Genomic DNA, 18,412 nt, shown 5'->3' on the forward strand with positions numbered 1-18,412 from the left:
GATTTATAAAATTATGGAATAATCCACCTGAACTACAAACGATAATCTATGATTTCACCGTCAACAACCAATTTTCCATGCTTCTTTATTTTCTTTGCCGAAGAAGGAATACAAACAATAGTGACGGCATTATCAGGGTCTAGGATAATGCTTGTTTCACCCATACAATTCTTCTTTATGTATTGCTTGGATACCAGATCATATAAGTCCGTAGGTTCAGTAAAGTGTTGATTCAAGGTTACTTCTTTGGCCTCAAAATAAGGATTGAATAAAAGATAAGTAGGATATTTTCTTGTGGAATAAAAGTCTGTGACATTGCAATCCAGTTGGAGAATACATTTTACATTAGTAGTATCTACAATAGAAGCTAACATGCCTACCCAAGCCGAACCATACAAGCAAATATCCGTAGCCGAAGACATGGTTTTTACTTGATCCCCAATAGCATAGGGGCCCTCATCGGACAATAATCCCTGGAACGGTTCAAAATGGTTGCCATGATACAAGTCCTTCCTCAATCCTTCATAGCAAATGACATGTTGAGGATCGCCTTCCCAAATGGAACTTGACTGGCGGTTGCGGGGGTGCTCGTCTGCATAAAATAAGCGACAGGCGTTTGCCAGGTTCAGCATCCATTTACCTATTGTGGAAGCATAAGCTGGGTTGTATTTTACAATTGGAACAAGTGCGGCAGCTTGTGAAAAGGTGTTCATGGCAAAAGCATATTGTTCATCCTTTTTTTGTCCTACCAATCCGTGTACGTCGTATTTGTTCCAACGCTCGCACATCACTCCCCATCCGTCACGGTCAGAGTTATTACCGTCAAAGCACCAGTTAAGCATTTTCAGTTCATCATAAGTGGTTCCAAGTTCCGCATTCATACGTACTGCCAGGTAAGCTCCGTAGGGCATCATTATCTCATAGAAAGTGCCTTCTTTTGAGGGACGGTTCTGCAAGAATGCCATGCATTGACGTGTAGCATTCAGATATTTTTTATCTCCGTATTTAATCCAGGAGATGTATTGCAACCAAGCAAGTCCTGCGGCTGCATCTGGTTCGCGCCATACTTTATTATGATACCCTTTGCGGTTCTTAAAGTTGAAGGCGGTGAAGTTGAAGTCCGGATATTCCCTGCCTTCACTCAAGTCTTGGATAGCAGAATACCAGTTGTCAACAGTGATCTTCATCGGCTCCTGCATCTCTGTTTTTTGAGGATATAAATCTACCAGCATAGAATAAGCCATTGCCGGCCATATCTCATACCAGAAACTTTCTCCGGCTTTTCTGTCGAGTCCGTTCAATATAAGATTTGTTCCATTCTTTTTGTTGAAGAATTGGCGTATCATCGATACATAATCTTTTCCGTCATCATTGCTTTTGTCTACTCCTATCAGACTTGCACTAATGAGTGATCCCATAGTGGGAAGAGACTCATAAGAGTTTCCTCCCAAACGTCTTTTATCTACGTAGCTTGGAAGTCCGAAAGTGCGGAATGGAAAGTTTATTTGAGAGTCGTCCCACCAGATAAGAGGTAAGTTCTGTCCTTTGGCGTTGAAATCGTAAAATAGTTTATCCTGCTTCGTTGTTATATCTTTCCAATTTTTCATTTTATAAGGGAAAGGTATGTTAGGCATATACTGTACTAAATGGATATCTTTTTGCTCTATCGGCTTTTGTGCTGACAGGTTGTTGAGAAAGAAAAAACCTGTTATGAGAAATAATAATGTCTTTTTCATGGTCAGTTGGTTGTTAAAAGAGGGCGGATTTTATAACCCGCCCCCTCATTTTATTCATATTAATAACCCGGATTTTGGGAAAGAATATTGTTACTCTTATCCCTTTCACCTTGTGGTATAGGAAACAGATAATCTCTGTCGTCCCTAAAATTGGCACCTTTCGATGTATTATATTTTGTTGCATAAGCACGCATAACGGTTCCGAAACGTTTTTGTCTCATTAGGTCATCCCGTCTCCAGCCTTCCATTGCTAATTCACAGCGGCGTTCCTTCCAGATGATTTCTTTTAGACGCTCTTGATCGGTTTCTGTTATGTCGGGCAGTGTATTAGTTGTTGTAGCAGGAACATACGTCTGTTGATCTCTTCTCGGATCTATCGGATTAGTTTTGCGGGCTCTTTCTCTTACATCATTCAGGAAAGGAAGTGCAAGCCCTGGTTTTCCATTTTCGTTTAATACTTCGGCATACATTAAGAGGACATCGGAGTAACGGATCAAACGAATGTTGTAACTAATCATCCAGACGTCGAAACCTGTTTTTTCTATTGCTGGTACAGTCATTTTGTAATCATGATAACCGCTTGGAGATTCAGCGTTGTCTTGCGCTTCAGTATCACCTTTATATCTGTCACCAGTTTGTGTGAATACGTAGGTAATACGTGGGTCATCTGCGTCAAAGGCATTATAGAGATCTTGAGTCGGTACGTGAAATCCATATCCCTGATAACCGGAGATGCGTCTGCTTGTAAAGAAGTGGGGAACATTGGTACCTGTGGCAATGTTTTTATCATATACTTTGTTGGCAATCTCAAATACAGATTCCGAGCTGTTTTCATATTCAGTACGCCAGTTCATGCCGTAATCGCTCAACAATGTATAGTCTTTGTCTACTTCAATAATATCATGAAGTACAGTTTCGGCAGAGGCAAAATCACCTTTGAACATATATGTTTTAGCAAGCATTGTTTTTGCAAAGCCACGTGTTACACGATAAGCATCATCATCAGAGTAATCTCCTTTTGCGGGAAGTGCGGAGGCATCGGTTAAATCACTCACAATACATTCATATACCTTCTCCAATGGGGAACGGGGTATTTGCAGTATTTCAGCGGGTTGCATTGGCGTAGTGATTAAAGGAACTTCTCCGAATGTACTGACCAGGCAATAATAACCGAATGCTCTCAATGCTTTTGCCTCGTTTGCATAACGCGTCAATAGTTCTTCATTTCCTATTGCATTAGGGGCATAATAAATCACATCGTTACAGCGATTAATCAATCTGTACAGTATCTCCCAACGACGCCCTACTTCGCCATTAGTTGTGTAGACAGTAAAGTCGGACAAGTCGCGTACTTCGGCACGGTCACCGTCATTACCTCCTCCTTTTAGGGCATCATCAGTGCTACAATCACCTACAAAATAATGATTTAATGCATATTCATTCCAAGTTGTACGTAATTGAAGATAAGCTCCTGTCAAGGCTTGTTCAATATCGCTTTCCTTCTGATAATAATTATCGCTTGTGGTTTTACCATAACTTGGTTCGTCGAGAGAGCAGCTATATAACCCCACTCCGGCAAGAGCCCAGCATATTATATATAATATTTTTCTCATAATGTAATGTCTTTTTAGCTAGATTTAAAATTGCAAATTAACTCCAAAAGTGAATGTACGTGAAGACGGATAACGTGTAGTATCCACTCCCATATCCAATGGGTTATTGATACCCAGTTCCGGATCAAGCCCGGAATAACCGGTTAAAGTAAATATATTCTGACCGCTCACATAGAATCTACAACTTGAAAACAGTTTACTCTTCTGGCAAATGTGACTCGGCAGTGTATAACCTATTTGCAGATTTTGCAAACGTAGGTAAGAACCATTTTCCACATAGAAAGAAGAACCTCTCATATTATTGTTAGAATCAGAGTTGGTTATGCGTGGATATACAGCATCCAAATCTCCGTCTTTTGTCCATGCTTTTGTGTAAGCATCAGCCAAAGCGTTCTGACGTCCTGCTGAAGCAAGGCTTCCTTTAGCAACATTCCAGATGTCATTCCCAATAGTTCCCTGGAATGCCATACTTACATCAAAGTTCTTATAACTAAATCCTAAGTTGAAACCATAAATGAGGTCCGGATTAGGATCACCGATAAAAGTACGGTCATCATCATCATTCAATTCGCCTGATTCTCCTAATTTGGCAAATTTAAAATCACCCGGTTGTGCATTAGGTTGAATCTTGGTACCGTTCTTATCCACATAATTGTCTATTTCTTCCTGATTCTGGAATATTCCTATTTGCTTGTACCCCCAGAAACGTCCGATAGGACCTCCTACATAAGTACGGCTAGTATTCCCACTCAAATATTCCGATGTAAGTTTGGTTACCTCTGTTTTATAAGTAGACATGTTCAGTCCTACGTTGTAATTAAAGTCTTTTCCTATCTGGTTACGGTAGTTGACTACTATTTCAAAACCGGTATTCTTCAAGTCTCCCGCATTAAAGAAGGGGCTGTTAGGGAAGGCACCAAAAGAAGGAATAGGCATATTCAGCAACATGTCACTTGTCTTCTTTACATAAAAGTCCATGCTTACATCAAGACTGTTTCTAAAGAAGGACATATCTAAACCAACATTGGTTTGCTGACTGGTTTCCCATTTTATATCTGCATTTCCTACATAGGTTGGAACGTAACCTTGTGAGTATCCGTTTCCAAAGTACCACTGATTTTCATTATTGGTGCCAATCAACGTAAGAGGTGCGTCTCTGTCAATTCGTTGATTACCATTTTGTCCCCAACCTACACGCAGTTTTAAATTGGAAATTGTATTTTCAATGTTCAGGTTCTTAAAGAATTCTTCATTGCTCACTCTCCAACCTAATGAAACAGATGGGAAATAGCCCCAACGGTTACGTTTGGCAAATCTTGAAGAACCGTCGGCACGAAAATTGACTGTAGCAAGATATCTATCATCATATACATAATTAATACGTCCTAAGTACGACAGCATAGAAGATGTTTCTTTACCTCCCGAGGTGTTATCTCCAGCAGTTTGTGCATCAAGTATCTGATAGATTTCATCGTTACCTAAAGCCTTTCTCTTAAATGCATTAATACCTTCGCTGCTGTTCTTCTCATAGGTCATGGCAACCATTGCATCCAGTTTATGTCTGCCTATTGTAGTGTTGTAGTTAAGGCGTTGTTCCACCAGATAATTAGAAGTTACAGCGCTATTATTATTCAATTGAGTTTCTGTATTATATTTACTTTCCTGATTCGCTAAATTGTCCTCCGAAAAAGTAGATGAATAGACAGGTCGGAAGTCCTTGAAAGTATCATGGTATCTTTCGAAGCTATACTGTACCCGATAGCTCAATCCTTTATACAATTTGATTTGGGCAAACACATTACCAAATACATTGAATATGTCATTGTATCTGTTAGGAAGTTCGAGCATGGCTACCGGATTAGGGTCATAAGACCACTCGGTAGGAGCATATTTGTTATATTCGTAATTTTCAGAAGAAGGATCTACCAACGGGCTGATAACAGGAGTAAAAGGATCGGCTTTTTGAATGAAATCGAATGAAGGAATTGCTCCTGCATCACGCTTTCTTATCTTTGCCAGATTGACATTGGTGCCAACCGTGATAAATTTGTTGATATCATATTCAAGATTCGCCTTAAGTGAAAGTCTCTTGAATTCAGTAGTAATGATCGCACCTTGATCATCTACATATCCTAAACTAAAAGAAGATCTTGAATTATCTGTTCCTTTACGAATACTCAGATTATAGTTCTGGTTAAAAGCTGTACGAGTTACTTCATTCCACCAGTTGGTATTATAACCCTTCTGATACTGATTGGTAAACTTATCCTTCATTGAATTTTGAAAGCTTTCATCTTTTTCATATGCTTTCATTATGAAGTTATAATATTGGTCGCTGTTCATCATGTTCAATGCTTTATAACTGTTTTTCACACCTACATAAGCATCCAATGTTACAGTTGTTTCACCTTTCACCCCTCCCTTCGTAGTAATGAGAATAACCCCATTGGAGCCTCTTGAACCGTAAATAGCGCAAGCTGAAGCATCTTTTAATACTTCCATACGTTCAATATCAGAGGGATTCAAACTGCTAATGTTATCCATGAACTGACCATCAACTACGTACAATGGATTGTTATCATTTACAGTACCTAAACCTCTCACGCGAATAACTGCATCCGATCCCGGTTGGCCGGAACTGGCGGCAACAAATACTCCGGCTGCCTTACCTGTAAGTAGTTCAGAGGCATTAGATACTGCATAGTTCTTAATATCCTTACTACTTATAGAAGCCAAGGCACCGGTAAGGTCACTCTTTCTTTGAGTACCGTAACCAATAACTACAACCTCATCCAATTTATTATCGGACAATAGATTTACATTGTACGTTCCGCTATTTGTTACATTTACAATTTCAGTTTTAAAACCTACGTATGAGAATGAAACCTTATTTGACGATACTTTCAATGTATATCTGCCGTCAAAATCTGTGATAGTACCATTGGTCGTTCCCACTTCAAGAACAGAAACTCCAATTAAAGCCTCTCCGGTATTACTGTCGTATACCACACCTGAAATACTCTTGGTTTGCTGTGCAAAGACATTTGTGCAAACAGCAAGAATAAGAATTAGTAATAATAAATGCTTACTCATAGTTTATACACTTAGATTTAATTATATGAAATGATATTTTGTTTATTCGCAATAATCTTACCATCTTTCAGTTCTAATTCTGTTCCGGCGGGAAGTTCCACAATAACTCTTGCGTCATTGGCCGGAATCTCAACAGAACCATTTGCCTTTATATTTTTTGCTATATATTCTTTGGCAACAATATCAAACAAGTCACATGGCTGGGTAGCCTGATAAGTAATGGTTTTGGCCTCTTTATGAGGATTATAATAGAGATAGACCGGATAAGGTTTCTCTACATAGAAGTCTGTGACATTGCAATCCAGCTGGAGAATACCTTCCACATTTGTTTGACAAACAATTGCGCCCAAAATGCCGACAGGAGAAGAGCTATAAACGCTAAACATACTTTCCGTCGGATTACCTTTTATCCATTTGGGACCATCGCCAATTGCAACCGGGCTAACCCCTTTTAATGACTCTTTCCCATAGTCATCCGTCTTTCGTAAACCTTCATAAGAAACATTGTCATACGTAATGTCCTTCAATTCTGGAGCCCATTGATGTTTTTCATCTATTTCCCCCGGATAGAATAAACGACACGCACTTGCATTGTTCAGCATCCACTTGCCGATAGCCTTTGCATATTGAGGTTGATATTTCACCATCGGAATGAAGGGCCAGGCGGGTTTGATACTGTTCATGAGGAATGCATATCCTCCGCTGTCTGTGATGCTTCCTTGCAGACCACTTACATCATATTCACCCCATTTTCCTACAATAATTCCCCAACCGGTTCTTCCCGCAGGGCTTTTACATCCGTCAAATACCCAATCAAGAAGTTTGGATACATCATAGTTGGCTCCCTCTACCGCATTCAAATAGGCTGCCGTATAAACTCCAAGTGGTAAAAGAGCCTCGTAAAAACGACTTTCTTTTTGGGCAAGGAGGGCTTCGATGGCACTCTTACTATGTTGTAGATAACGTGGGTCACCAAACTTATGATAAGCGCATAACAATACATAAGCATGACCACCGGCGGCGTCTTGTTGCAATGGAATATTATTGACCATTCCCTTCATTTGTGCATAATCAAAATAAGAGTAATCGTAATTTCCATTCAATACCGAATCTGCTTTAACAAATTGTTCCGCAATGCTTTTTTGTATCTTCTCTGCCCCGTCTACATCGGGGAAAACATCACATATAGCATAATATAAAGCATTGGGTAATACATCATACCACCAGTCACGACCATAGCCTCCTCCTAAAAGGGCTACTGACGGAGTCGTATTGTTCATTACTATATTCCATCCGTTATCAGAATTGAAATAATTCTGCACCATTTTTACGTAGTTATATCCGTCTTGATTAGTCTTATCAATCCCTACAAGACCAGCACCAAGAATAGCCGCCAATGAATTCAGACTTTCATGGAACTCTCCGTAATTGACATCCTTTCCCTGACGAATATCTTTAATGGCGGTATATAAACCAAATGTAGTCTGGTCAATATTTCTGCGGGCATCATCTAACCAAATTAATGGTCCGACTTCGCTTTTATTATTCCAGTCAAAAATAAACTGGTCATACATTTTTGCTTTTTGCTTCCAGTCCAGCATTTTATAAGTTTCAGGCATATCAGGCATAGAGTCTACCCTATGGATGGAAACCTGTTCTACCTTTTCTCCAAAGTTATTTCCGTTGCTTGAGCAAGATGCCAGAAAACAAACGGCGATAAGTAAAAAAAGACCTTTACTTCTCATGTTCAATAATATCTGTTTGATTAGTAATATTCTTAGCTAAAGGATATGCCGCTAATTGTAATCCGGCAACAATCACCAGCGCATATTTCAATGCAAAATCTTGCGATACACAATAAGCAAGGAAGATAAACAGTAGTAAGCCGAAAGCTCTTCCAAGGAAAAGACCGAACTCGTGACTCAGGATATATGCATACTCGTTTCTATTCTCAATCTTTGCAACTGCATCAATTGTTCTCATCATAATGGGAAAATAAGCCAAGTCGAACAAAGGTTGGAATATCACTTTGCAAAGCACAAAAAGGATCACTCCTGTAGCAGAGAAGAGAACGCCGTTAAATAGTGTACCGACAAAGAATATGATTAATCCTCCTACAAAAATTTTCAAACGGTCTTCCGGGCGGGCCATACGTCCTAATACATACACCAAGACAGCAGTCAATGCTCCGCTAACTCCCTGTATCAATCCCAAAGCTCCTTCATTTCCTACCAGCTTCAACACTAATATAGCTGGAGCCGTTACTAAAAAACCTTGTACCATTCCTTTCAATGCGGCTAGCCAAAGCATCTTTTTCCAAAGAATGTTGAAGCGGAAATAGAGGAAGTTCGTTTCTTTGGGGTTCTCAAATTTACCTTTCCACAGTGTCATACAGGCGATAACAGTAACAACTACTGCTGCCATAGTAACCACACAGTAAGAAGTATTGATGTTGAAGAGGAATCCAAAAACTTCTTTTCCATCTATCTGGCTGATAAATGCACCAATAATTAAAGGAACACCGATGGAGCTAATAGAAAAGAAGAAAGACTCTAGTCCGAAGAAATAGTTACGGCTATTATCGTTGGTATTATAGAGAGCCAGTAAGTATCGGTTGGTCCAGAAGAAACCTGAAGCTGCTCCCATTAAAAAACCGGCCAGACCAAGTTCTATGAAACCAAGTGAATTAATAGCCATCATACCAAACATGGAAATGCCACTTACTAAGATTCCTACAGAATAAAGCGTCTTCACACTGTATTTTTTTAGTAGATAACCATTAACAAAAGAGGTCGTAATGATACCTATATACATTGCCAGCTGATAAAAAGCAACCATTACCGGATCGCTCGTGTTCCTCATGATATAGGCTCCCACAAAGATTTCTACTATCGGTAGTACCAATGCATAAAGCATATTGGTAACCAACAGTGTTCTCATGTTAGGTTCCTGTTGCTTAAAGAACAGATATTCTTTTTTCAGTTTATTCATTACTTCTCTTGTGTCTGTTTTAATACATTTAATATCTCTGAAATAGAAAGCTCTGCTTTGCAAATCACTTCATCGCTTGCTCCATAATACATGGTTATCGTATCGCCGTCCACGAAATGACCATTAGTGAAAACAACATTTCCGAAGAAACCTGTTTGCTCATAAGCTGCGATAGGTTCCATGATAGGTTCTTCACTTCTTGCAATCACTTGCGACGGATCATTTAAATCGAGTAATAAAGCTCCCAAGCAATAACGGTGATTAAAATCGGCTCCATGATAAATCTCCAGCCAGCCTTCTTCTGTCTTTATTGGAGCAGCTCCTGCCCCTATACGTGCACAATCCCACATTCCGTCACGAGTGGTTGCTACACATTTGTGGTTTCCCCAGTGCAAGCGGTCGGGCGATTCTGCCAACCATATGTAATTGCCACCAAGTTCAGGACTACTGGGGCGATGAAGAGCAAAATACTTGTCACCTATCTTCTGTTCAAACAATGCACAATCTTTATTATGCGGTGGGAATATCATCCCATGCCGTGTATAGTTTTTCCAATCATTGGTGTGAATCAGTCCAACCCCTACAGCTACCGATGATACTTCTGTGAAAGTAAGGTAAAAGCCATCTTCGGTTGTTGCAACACGACAATCCTCAATGCCGAATGCTTCCAGCTCTCCTTTTCCGAAAATAGGTGGAAATTCCGGTTCATCTTTGAAGTGAATACCGTCGGTACTTGAAACCAGACGTAAGTAAGACATCGTGGTCAGGTAATTCTTTCCTTTGTAACCGATAACGCGTGGGTCTGAAGCATCCAAATCGGGATCATTCTTTAAAAACGAAACCACTTCTATTTTTCCTTTTTCATTATATATAGGAAAACTGATAATTCCTTCTTTCTGTATAGGTCTTTCTGCGACGCGTAAAAGTAACCAAATTTTGCCTTGATATTTGAAAACTCCGGGATTTAACAAACATGTAATTTCCATTCCGTTGATTCCCGCTTTTAAATCTTTTGGAGCCAGTAGGGGGTTCTGCTCACATCTTTTAGCTATATCCATAATATTTCGATTAGTGATTATTTCTGTGAGCAAAAGTATGGGATGAGAGACAGGAAAGCGTTTACTATATTCTCAAAGAAGTGTACACATGCTCAAGAACATGTTTTTAAGAGAGTGATATTCAGGGACAATTTTAGAATAGACAGAGATATTCGTACTTACATGCTATTGTTGCGTAAATGCTTGTTTTACAGTTTGATAAGTGGCGTTCTGAAGTGTATTATATTCTCATAAATGTATAGTATAGTTTCTTTGAGGAGTGAAAAGAAACGTATCAAGATAAAAAGACAAGAGGCTAAACTCAAAAATATAATTTGAGAAAGCCTCTTGTTTCTTTATTTTTAATAAGAATAATACTGTAAATTCTATTTCTTTGCATGCGGATAATCAATCGTATAATGCAATCCGCGACTCTCCTTACGCTCCATTGCCTGACGCATAATCAGATAACCCACGTTCACCATATTACGCAATTCGCAGATTTCTCTGGACGCTACGCTGCGCTTGAACAAGCTTTCAGTTTCCTCGTAGATAATATCCAGTCTGTCCCACGCCCGTTTCAGACGGAGGTCGCTGCGGACAATACCTACATAAGTACTCATAATCTGGTTCACTTCCTTCATGCTCTGCGTAATGAGCACCATTTCTTCCGGTGAGCGGGTTCCCTCATCATTCCATTCGGGAATATCTTCATTATAAGAATATTGATCGACCGCTTGCAGACTGTGTTTGGCAGCAGCGTCGGCATATACCACTGCTTCAATCAATGAGTTTGAAGCCAGGCGGTTACCTCCGTGTAATCCCGTGCAGGAACATTCTCCCACGGCATAAAGACGTTCGATGGAAGATTGTCCGTCCAGGTCGACAAGGATACCTCCGCAGAGATAGTGAGCGGCCGGGGCTACCGGAATATAATCTTTAGTGATGTCGATGCCCAGGCTAAGACATTTCTCGTAAATATTAGGGAAATGTTTCTTTGTTTCTTCGGGATCTTTGTGGGTAACATCCAGATATACATGGTCGTCTCCACGATTCTTCATCTCGTTGTCGATGGCACGTGCCACGATGTCACGGGGAGCCAGGGAAAGACGGGGGTCGTATTTCTGCATGAACTCTTTGCCATCCATGGTGCGCAGTACGCCTCCGTAGCCGCGCATCGCTTCCGTTATCAGGAAAGAAGGGCGATCTCCCGGGTGATACAGGGCGGTAGGATGGAACTGTACAAACTCCATATCCTTCACCGTACCTTTGGCACGATACACCATAGCGATACCGTCTCCGGTAGCGACTAGCGGGTTAGTGGTCGTTTTATAAACGGCTCCTACTCCACCGGTAGCCATCAATGTCACTTTCGCAAGATACGTATCTACTTTTCCCGTTTTCGGATCGAGGATATAAGCGCCGTAGCATTTAATATCCGGTGTCTGACGGGTTACGGTAACCCCCAGATGATGCTGTGTCAGGATTTCAATGGCAAACTGGTTTTCGATGACCGTGATATTCGGATGCCGTTGCACGGCTTTAATCAGACTGTCCTGAATCTCTGCTCCTGTATTGTCTTTATGGTGAAGAATACGGAACTCCGAGTGTCCTCCTTCGCGGTGCAAGTCAAATTCGCCTTTCTCGTTTTTGTCAAAGTCCACTCCCCATTTAATCAGTTCTTCAATTTGTGCGGGAGCTTCGCGCACTACCTTTTCTACTGCGGCACGGTTGCTGATCCAGTCGCCTGCAATCATCGTATCTTCGATGTGCTTGTCGAAATTATCCACCAGAAGGTTGGTGACGGAGGCTACCCCTCCTTGGGCGAAGTACGTGTTGGCCTCCTCCAGCCCGCTTTTACAGATAAGAGCAACTTTACCTTTGTGCGCCACTTTCAGCGCAAAACTCATACCGGCAATTCCGGAACCGATAACGAGGAAATCGAATTTTCTTACCATAATCTTGTTATTTCTCACCGCAAAGCTACAAAATAAGTTACTTCGTTGTACTTTTCGTTGTCACTAATTCATAAAATTGCTACCTTGCAGGCAAAAATCTGACAAAATGAATCGAATTTTCCATGCCCGCATCGCCTGGTACCAATATTTCCTGTTGGTAGTGCTTACTGTGAATGCCGTCGGCGCATTGTGGTGTAAATATATCTTGGTAGCCGTACTGTTCATGCTTATGCTGATTGTAGTAATCGAGCAGATTATACACACTGCTTATACATTGACTACAGACGGTAATCTGGAGGTTTCACGCGGCCGTTTTATTCGTAAGAAGGTAATTCCGCTTTCCGAAATCACCACAGTAAGGAAATACCATTCCATGAAGTTCGGTAGTTTTTCGGTGACGGATTATATCTTGATAGAATATGGAAAAGGGAAGTTTGTTTCGGTGATGCCTGTCAAGGAACGGGAATTTGCGGAACTGCTCGAAAAGAGAATGTTCGCAAAGAAGATAAAAGGGCTGGAGACAATAGACTCTGTAGATTCTCAAGAGGATGAACCATAGCGTGTTTTGATAATAATGAAAAGATTAACTGATTATATACTATGAAATATCAAGTAATTATCATCGGTGGCGGTCCTGCGGGATATACGGCTGCCGAAGCTGCCGGTAAAGGCGGTTTGAGCGTATTGCTTATCGAAAAGAATAGTCTGGGAGGTGTCTGTCTGAATGAAGGCTGTATTCCTACGAAAACGTTGCTGTATTCGGCAAAGACTTATGACAGTGCAAAACATGCGTCAAAGTATGCAGTCAATATCCCGGAAGTCTCTTTCGATTTGCCTAAGATTATAGCACGTAAAAGTAAGGTAGTGCGTAAACTGGTGCTGGGAGTGAAAGCAAAGCTGACTGCCAACAATGTGACGATCGTATCGGGAGAAGCACAGATCATTGATAAAAATACAGTTCGTTGCGGAGAAGAGACTTACGAAGGGGAGAACCTGATACTTTGTACAGGCTCGGAAACCTTTATTCCCCCTATTCCCGGAGTGGATGCAGTGAACTACTGGACGCACAGGGATGCTTTGGATAGTAAGGAATTGCCGGCTTCTCTCGCCATTGTCGGTGGCGGAGTGATCGGGATGGAGTTTGCATCGTTCTTCAACAGTTTGGGAGTACAGGTGACGGTGGTTGAGATGATGGACGAAATTCTGGGTGGAATGGATAAAGAGCTTTCCGTCTTGCTCCGTGCGGAATATGCCAAACGAGGTATTAAATTCCTGCTTGGTACGAAAATTGTCGGCTTGTCGCAAACGGAAGAAGGAGCTGTTGTCTCCTATGAAAATGCAGAGGGAAACGGTAGTGTCGTTGCAGAAAAGCTGTTGATGAGCGTCGGTCGCCGTCCTGTGACGAAAGGTTTCGGACTCGAAAACCTGAATCTGGAGAAAACAGAGCGTGGCACTATCAGAGTCAATGAAAAGATGCAGACTTCTGTATCGGGTGTGTATGTGTGTGGTGACCTGACGGGATTCTCTTTGCTCGCCCATACGGCCGTTCGTGAGGCAGAAGTTGCCGTACATTCCATTTTGGGGAAAGAAGACACCATGAGCTACCGGGCTATTCCGGGCGTAGTCTATACCAATCCGGAGATTGCCGGAGTGGGTGAAACGGAGGAATCGGCCTCAACGAAAGGAATCAATTATCAGGTTATCAAACTTCCGATGGCTTACTCCGGCCGTTTTGTGGCGGAGAATGAAGGTGTGAACGGAGTTTGCAAAGTACTGCTGGATGAACAGCAACGGGTGATTGGCGCTCATGTATTGGGAAATCCCGCTTCGGAGATTATCACTCTTGCGGGGACTGCCATTGAACTCGGACTGACAGCAGCGCAATGGAAAAAGATTGTTTTCCCGCATCCCACGGTAGGAGAAATCTTCCGCGAGGCTTTATAAACGGATTCTGATATCTGACATTGTGCATTGATTAAGATACTTATCTGATTCATGGACTAGGATATCTCACTTATAAAATCGAATAGATGATGAAAAAATATATAATCACTCCGGTCTTATTGACAATAGCTTGTATGGTGATGTGTCATTGTACATTCAACCGTAAAGCGTCAGTTGCTGCAAATGAATATTTGATTCAGGGCGAACTGGCTAATCTTCCCGACAGCATTGTGATTGGTCTGTATGAGGAAGACGGAAGTATTCTCAACTGTGTATGGAGAGATACGCTTATGAATGGGCAGTTCTCTTTCCGCGACACGGTTTCTACCACGCGGAAAATGCTGATTATGTCTGATAACCGGGGCTTCCCGGGTACATGGCTGGAAGTGTGGATCGCACCGGGAGAATACATCGAAATCAAAGGGCAGGACAAACTAGTGAAAACATGGGAAGTAGTAAGCGATGTGCCGGAACAGCAGGAAGAAAACCGCTTTACGGCTTGCGCGATGGCCCAACAGAAAGAACTGATGCAGCACATGGCGGCAGAATATGACTGGCAACGGATGATGTTCATAGATCATCCGGGCGACCGGGAGTTTGAAAGTCAGGCCTGGGCCAAGATAGATTCTATCCGGAAACTGTCAATGCCGTTGCAGCAGGAAATCTGGAAAAAGGAAATGGAATACATGGAAGAAGCGCCCGTCTCCCCGGTATGGATGGACAGGTTATTGCTATTTGCTTCCATGATGAAATATGAAACCATCATGCCTTATAAAGAAGAGGTGAAAAAACTCTATGCCCGGATGTCGGAAGCCGATAAGCAAACGGATGACGGACAGGAGATTACAGCCTATGTTTTTCCTCCCTCTACGGTGGGAATTGGAGATATGATGGTGGATGGGGACTTGTATGATGTGAATGGTTCTCTCCGTCATATTTCAGAGTTCAAGGGGAAGTTCATCTTGCTCGACTTCTGGAGTAGCGGGTGTAGTCCTTGTGTGGAGTCGATACCCGAAATGGAGAAGGTGATGGATCTGTATAAGGATAAAATGACTGTGATTAGTATTAGTGAGGACCCGAAAGCACGTTGGAAAGAGTATATCAAGACGAAAGGAATGGGCGGTAACCAGTGGAACGAACTTCGTAAAGGACGTACCGGTCTTGCCCTGAACTATCAGGTACGGGGAATCCCTCATTATGTATTGATTGCCCCTGATGGAAAAATCCAGGATGTATGGTCCGGCTATGGCTCCGGTTCGCTTCTTGGACAGGTAGAGAAAAACTTGAAATAGATAGATGTAAGATACTATCATTTGTTGATGTCATAAACAGTGTTGTATGAAAAAAAGTTTTTTGTTAGTCGCCCTTTCTGTTTGTTTGTTGCCACTTTGGGGGCAACAGAACTTCTCCCGGATAGATTCGCTTATCAAGAAGATGCTCCCCGAAGCATCCGAAGTCGGCATATCCGTCTACGACCTGACGGCTAAGAAATCGCTTTATAACTATCGTGCGGAGAAACTTTCCCGTCCTGCCTCTACCATGAAGCTGCTGACGGCCATTACCGCACTCTCCCGCCCCGAAGCCAACGAGCCTTTCCGCACGGAAGTATGGCATGATGGCGTGATAGAACATGACACCTTGCAAGGCAACCTGTATGTGGTAGGCGGATTTGATCCGGAATTTGACAGCCAGTCGATGGATTCATTGATAGAAGAGGTAATCACTTTTCCTTTTTCGGTCATTAACGGTCAGGTATATGGTGACGTCTCAATGAAAGACTCCCTTTATTGGGGCAGCGGATGGGCCTGGGACGATACGCCTGCGGGTTATCAGCCTTATCTCTCTCCATTGATGTTTTGCAAAGGGACTGTACAGGTCTCCGTAGTTCCCTCCACCGTGCAGGGCGATGCGGCAAGTGTTTCCTGCCAACCTGTATCTTCTTATTATACAGTGACGAATCAGACAAAGACACGCACTTCTTCTGCCGGGAAATTCTCTTTCACGAGAGATTGGCTGACGAATGGAAACAATCTCCTTGTTTCGGGCAATGTCACTTCGATCCGGAAAGATGATGTCAACATCTACGATTCCCCCCGTTTCTTTATGCACACTTTTCTGGAACGCCTTCGTGGGAAAGGAATCACCACTCCCCAATCGTATGGCTTTGCCGAATTGCCTCGCGACAGTGTGAGAGTAGAGCGTATGGCTTGCTGGAACACTTCCGTGCAGAAAGTGCTGAACCAGTTGATGAAAGAGAGTGATAACCTCAATGCGGAAGCATTTCTCTGTCGCCTGGGAGCGCAGGCTACGGGAAAGAAGCAAGTAGCTGCCGAAGATGGCATTGTCGAAATAATGAAGCTGATCCGCCGCCTGGGGCATGATCCGAAAGACTATAAGATTGCCGACGGTTGCGGATTGTCTAATTATAATTACCTCTCCCCTGCTCTGCTGGTCGACTTTCTAAAATATGCGTACTCGCAAACAGAAGTGTTTCAGATGTTGTATAAATCACTTCCCGTTGGCGGGGTGGACGGAACTTTAAAATTCCGGATGAAAGGTACTCCTGCTTTCCGGAATGTTCATGCCAAAACAGGCTCGTTTACGGCAATAAATGCGCTTGCAGGCTATCTGAAGATGAAGAACGGGCATGAAGTGGCATTTGCCATTATGAACCAGAATGTGCTTTCGGCTGCTAAAGCGAGAGCGTTTCAGGATAAGGTGTGTGAGGTGATTATCGGGAAATAGGCTATGTTAATACATTAGCCCGAACAACCAAAGTGGAATCTCGTTGTTGAATCCGATTTCTATGTTATCAAGGGCTAGGTATCCATTCTCCACTCCCGCTAATTGTTTTTGAGTTTTGTTTTTACCACCTATTTCGAAATTATATGTTTCATTCAATGTGAAATCTATTTGGGAGGAATAGGTAACCTTATGTTTTACGACTGTTTGATTAAAGAAGAATGTTTCCCGGACATTTCCTATATCTGTTTTTTCTCCTCCCAATGCGTATGCATAATTTGTATTACCTAAATAAATTTTTTCCGGTTTTGCCAGTTGTTTGATGCCGGAAGCTTCTTTGTCAAGTAGTAGGATGGCTTGGGCTTTTTGGAGATAGGATAGATAATTCAACAGACTGATACGACTGACTTCTATCTCCTTACTAAGCATTGATATATTGGGAATATAGGGTACAAGTCCGGCGAGTATGGCAAATAGTTTTTTTATTTTACCAATGGAGTAATAATCTATTTTTTCAGTAGAAGGTAGATCTACATCCAGAATTGTATTCAGGGTGGCTAATAGTTTCTCATGATACAATATTTTATCTTCTTTATAAAAAGGGAAATAGCCGTAAGCTAAGTATTCGTTGAACGCTACAAGCGGCTTCAACTGTTTGTTTACGTTCATGGCCATTTCGATATGTCGGTTCAGAATATCAGAAAGTGTAAGTGCTTCCATTTTATATCCATATTCGAATAGTAAGAATTCACGGAAAGAAAGGCCATGAAGATGATAGGTAACAGCCCTTCTTGAGAGGTCTGCTTCGCCTTTGTGTATTTCCAATAAAGAAGATCCTGTGAATACTATTTTTATGTCCGGATAACTGTCATAGATGTTTTTTATTTCTCTTGACCAGGTGGGGTATTTGTGTACTTCGTCCAAAAACAAAGCTTTTCCTCCCATTTTCTGAAACTCGTCAGCCAGTTCAAATAATGAATGAGTGGTGAACCATATATTGTCTAATGAAACGTAGAGTGCTTCATTGCCATAGCCGGGGTAATGCTCTTTTATGTATTGAAGCATCAGGGTAGTTTTTCCTGTTCCGCGTGCACCTGTTATAGCTATCAGTCGATTGTTCCAACGAATTTCATGATACAGGTATCTGATGAAATCCAGAGAGACCCGTTCTTTAAGTTGATAGAATGTGGTGAATAACTGTTTCATAGGAGTAACTTATTGATTCTTCTACAAAGATATAATTGTATTCTCTAATAAACAAAAATAGTTGGATTTTGTTTACCAGAGAATACAATTAT

At 41.7% G+C, this 18,412-nt stretch carries 12 protein-coding genes; 4 read left to right on the forward strand and 8 right to left on the reverse strand.

Annotated elements, in window-relative coordinates; all coding sequences use genetic code 11:
• Positions 1–32: 32 nt before the first annotated feature.
• The 7 genes from AAHJ11_RS08725 to nadB all read right to left on the reverse strand — a co-directional run bounded on the left by AAHJ11_RS08725 (position 33) and on the right by nadB (position 12,428).
• Positions 33–1,736 (reverse strand): hypothetical protein, encoded by a 1,704-nt coding sequence (locus AAHJ11_RS08725; RefSeq protein ID WP_195648674.1) that lies wholly within the window; start codon positions 1,734–1,736, stop codon positions 33–35.
• Positions 1,737–1,795: 59 nt separating this feature from the next.
• Positions 1,796–3,349 carry a RagB/SusD family nutrient uptake outer membrane protein gene (locus tag AAHJ11_RS08730; RefSeq protein ID WP_413579365.1) on the reverse strand — a complete coding sequence of 518 codons (1,554 nt, stop codon included), beginning with the start codon at positions 3,347–3,349 and terminating at the stop codon, positions 1,796–1,798.
• A 24-nt stretch (positions 3,350–3,373) separates the two neighbouring features.
• Positions 3,374–6,442: a SusC/RagA family TonB-linked outer membrane protein gene (locus tag AAHJ11_RS08735; protein WP_258978904.1), complete on the reverse strand. Its 3,069-nt coding sequence runs from the start codon at positions 6,440–6,442 to the stop codon at positions 3,374–3,376.
• Between the two features lie 17 nt (positions 6,443–6,459).
• Positions 6,460–8,187, reverse strand: coding sequence for a hypothetical protein (locus AAHJ11_RS08740; protein ID WP_413579367.1), 1,728 nt, complete (start codon positions 8,185–8,187; stop codon positions 6,460–6,462).
• Positions 8,177–9,433, reverse strand: a complete 1,257-nt coding sequence (locus AAHJ11_RS08745; RefSeq protein WP_413579369.1) for an MFS transporter — start codon at positions 9,431–9,433, stop codon at positions 8,177–8,179. The genes AAHJ11_RS08740 and AAHJ11_RS08745 overlap by 11 nt, the downstream gene beginning before the upstream one ends.
• Positions 9,433–10,491 carry a glycoside hydrolase family 130 protein gene (locus AAHJ11_RS08750; RefSeq protein ID WP_148367727.1) on the reverse strand — a complete coding sequence of 353 codons (1,059 nt, stop codon included), beginning with the start codon at positions 10,489–10,491 and terminating at the stop codon, positions 9,433–9,435. The genes AAHJ11_RS08745 and AAHJ11_RS08750 overlap by 1 nt, the downstream gene beginning before the upstream one ends.
• Positions 10,492–10,856: 365 nt before the next feature.
• The gene (gene nadB / locus AAHJ11_RS08755) at positions 10,857–12,428 is read right to left on the reverse strand and encodes an L-aspartate oxidase (RefSeq protein WP_148367728.1); all 1,572 of its coding nucleotides are present in this window, start codon (positions 12,426–12,428) and stop codon (positions 10,857–10,859) included.
• Between the two features lie 106 nt (positions 12,429–12,534).
• Here nadB and AAHJ11_RS08760 point away from each other — a divergent pair, with 106 nt between their 5' ends.
• The 4 genes from AAHJ11_RS08760 (at position 12,535) to dacB (ending at position 17,117) form a co-directional block, all read left to right on the forward strand.
• Positions 12,535–12,987, forward strand: coding sequence for a PH domain-containing protein (locus AAHJ11_RS08760; RefSeq protein WP_148367729.1), 453 nt, complete (start codon positions 12,535–12,537; stop codon positions 12,985–12,987).
• A 41-nt stretch (positions 12,988–13,028) separates the two neighbouring features.
• Positions 13,029–14,372, forward strand: a complete 1,344-nt coding sequence (lpdA, locus tag AAHJ11_RS08765; protein ID WP_413579371.1) for a dihydrolipoyl dehydrogenase — start codon at positions 13,029–13,031, stop codon at positions 14,370–14,372.
• 89 nt (positions 14,373–14,461) lie between these two features.
• Positions 14,462–15,664 carry a TlpA family protein disulfide reductase gene (locus AAHJ11_RS08770; RefSeq protein WP_148367744.1) on the forward strand — a complete coding sequence of 401 codons (1,203 nt, stop codon included), beginning with the start codon at positions 14,462–14,464 and terminating at the stop codon, positions 15,662–15,664.
• 46 nt (positions 15,665–15,710) lie between these two features.
• A complete protein-coding gene (gene dacB / locus AAHJ11_RS08775; protein ID WP_217723040.1) occupies positions 15,711–17,117 on the forward strand; it encodes a D-alanyl-D-alanine carboxypeptidase/D-alanyl-D-alanine-endopeptidase in 1,407 nt (468 codons plus the stop codon).
• Positions 17,118–17,123: 6 nt separating this feature from the next.
• Here the strand turns inward: dacB and AAHJ11_RS08780 are convergent, their stop codons facing one another.
• Positions 17,124–18,320, reverse strand: a complete 1,197-nt coding sequence (locus AAHJ11_RS08780; protein WP_148367732.1) for an ATP-binding protein — start codon at positions 18,318–18,320, stop codon at positions 17,124–17,126.
• Positions 18,321–18,412: the final 92 nt, after the last annotated feature.

Origin of the sequence: Bacteroides sp. 90-K9/2, assembly GCF_047310725.1 — a bacterium.
GTDB lineage: Bacteria > Bacteroidota > Bacteroidia > Bacteroidales > Bacteroidaceae > Bacteroides > Bacteroides vicugnae.

What these genes read in the sequence shown, in the direction of transcription:
- AAHJ11_RS08725 (WP_195648674.1), bottom strand. Translation starts at nt 1,736, where the DNA reads ATGAAAAAGACATTATTATTTCTCATAACAGGTTTTTTCTTTCTCAAC.
- AAHJ11_RS08730 (WP_413579365.1), bottom strand. Translation starts at nt 3,349, where the DNA reads ATGAGAAAAATATTATATATAATATGCTGGGCTCTTGCCGGAGTGGGG.
- AAHJ11_RS08735 (WP_258978904.1), bottom strand. Translation starts at nt 6,442, where the DNA reads ATGAGTAAGCATTTATTATTACTAATTCTTATTCTTGCTGTTTGCACA.
- AAHJ11_RS08740 (WP_413579367.1), bottom strand. Translation starts at nt 8,187, where the DNA reads ATGAGAAGTAAAGGTCTTTTTTTACTTATCGCCGTTTGTTTTCTGGCA.
- AAHJ11_RS08745 (WP_413579369.1), bottom strand. Translation starts at nt 9,433, where the DNA reads ATGAATAAACTGAAAAAAGAATATCTGTTCTTTAAGCAACAGGAACCT.
- AAHJ11_RS08750 (WP_148367727.1), bottom strand. Translation starts at nt 10,491, where the DNA reads ATGGATATAGCTAAAAGATGTGAGCAGAACCCCCTACTGGCTCCAAAA.
- nadB (WP_148367728.1), bottom strand. Translation starts at nt 12,428, where the DNA reads ATGGTAAGAAAATTCGATTTCCTCGTTATCGGTTCCGGAATTGCCGGT.
- AAHJ11_RS08760 (WP_148367729.1), top strand. Translation starts at nt 12,535, where the DNA reads ATGAATCGAATTTTCCATGCCCGCATCGCCTGGTACCAATATTTCCTG.
- lpdA (WP_413579371.1), top strand. Translation starts at nt 13,029, where the DNA reads ATGAAATATCAAGTAATTATCATCGGTGGCGGTCCTGCGGGATATACG.
- AAHJ11_RS08770 (WP_148367744.1), top strand. Translation starts at nt 14,462, where the DNA reads ATGAAAAAATATATAATCACTCCGGTCTTATTGACAATAGCTTGTATG.
- dacB (WP_217723040.1), top strand. Translation starts at nt 15,711, where the DNA reads ATGAAAAAAAGTTTTTTGTTAGTCGCCCTTTCTGTTTGTTTGTTGCCA.
- AAHJ11_RS08780 (WP_148367732.1), bottom strand. Translation starts at nt 18,320, where the DNA reads ATGAAACAGTTATTCACCACATTCTATCAACTTAAAGAACGGGTCTCT.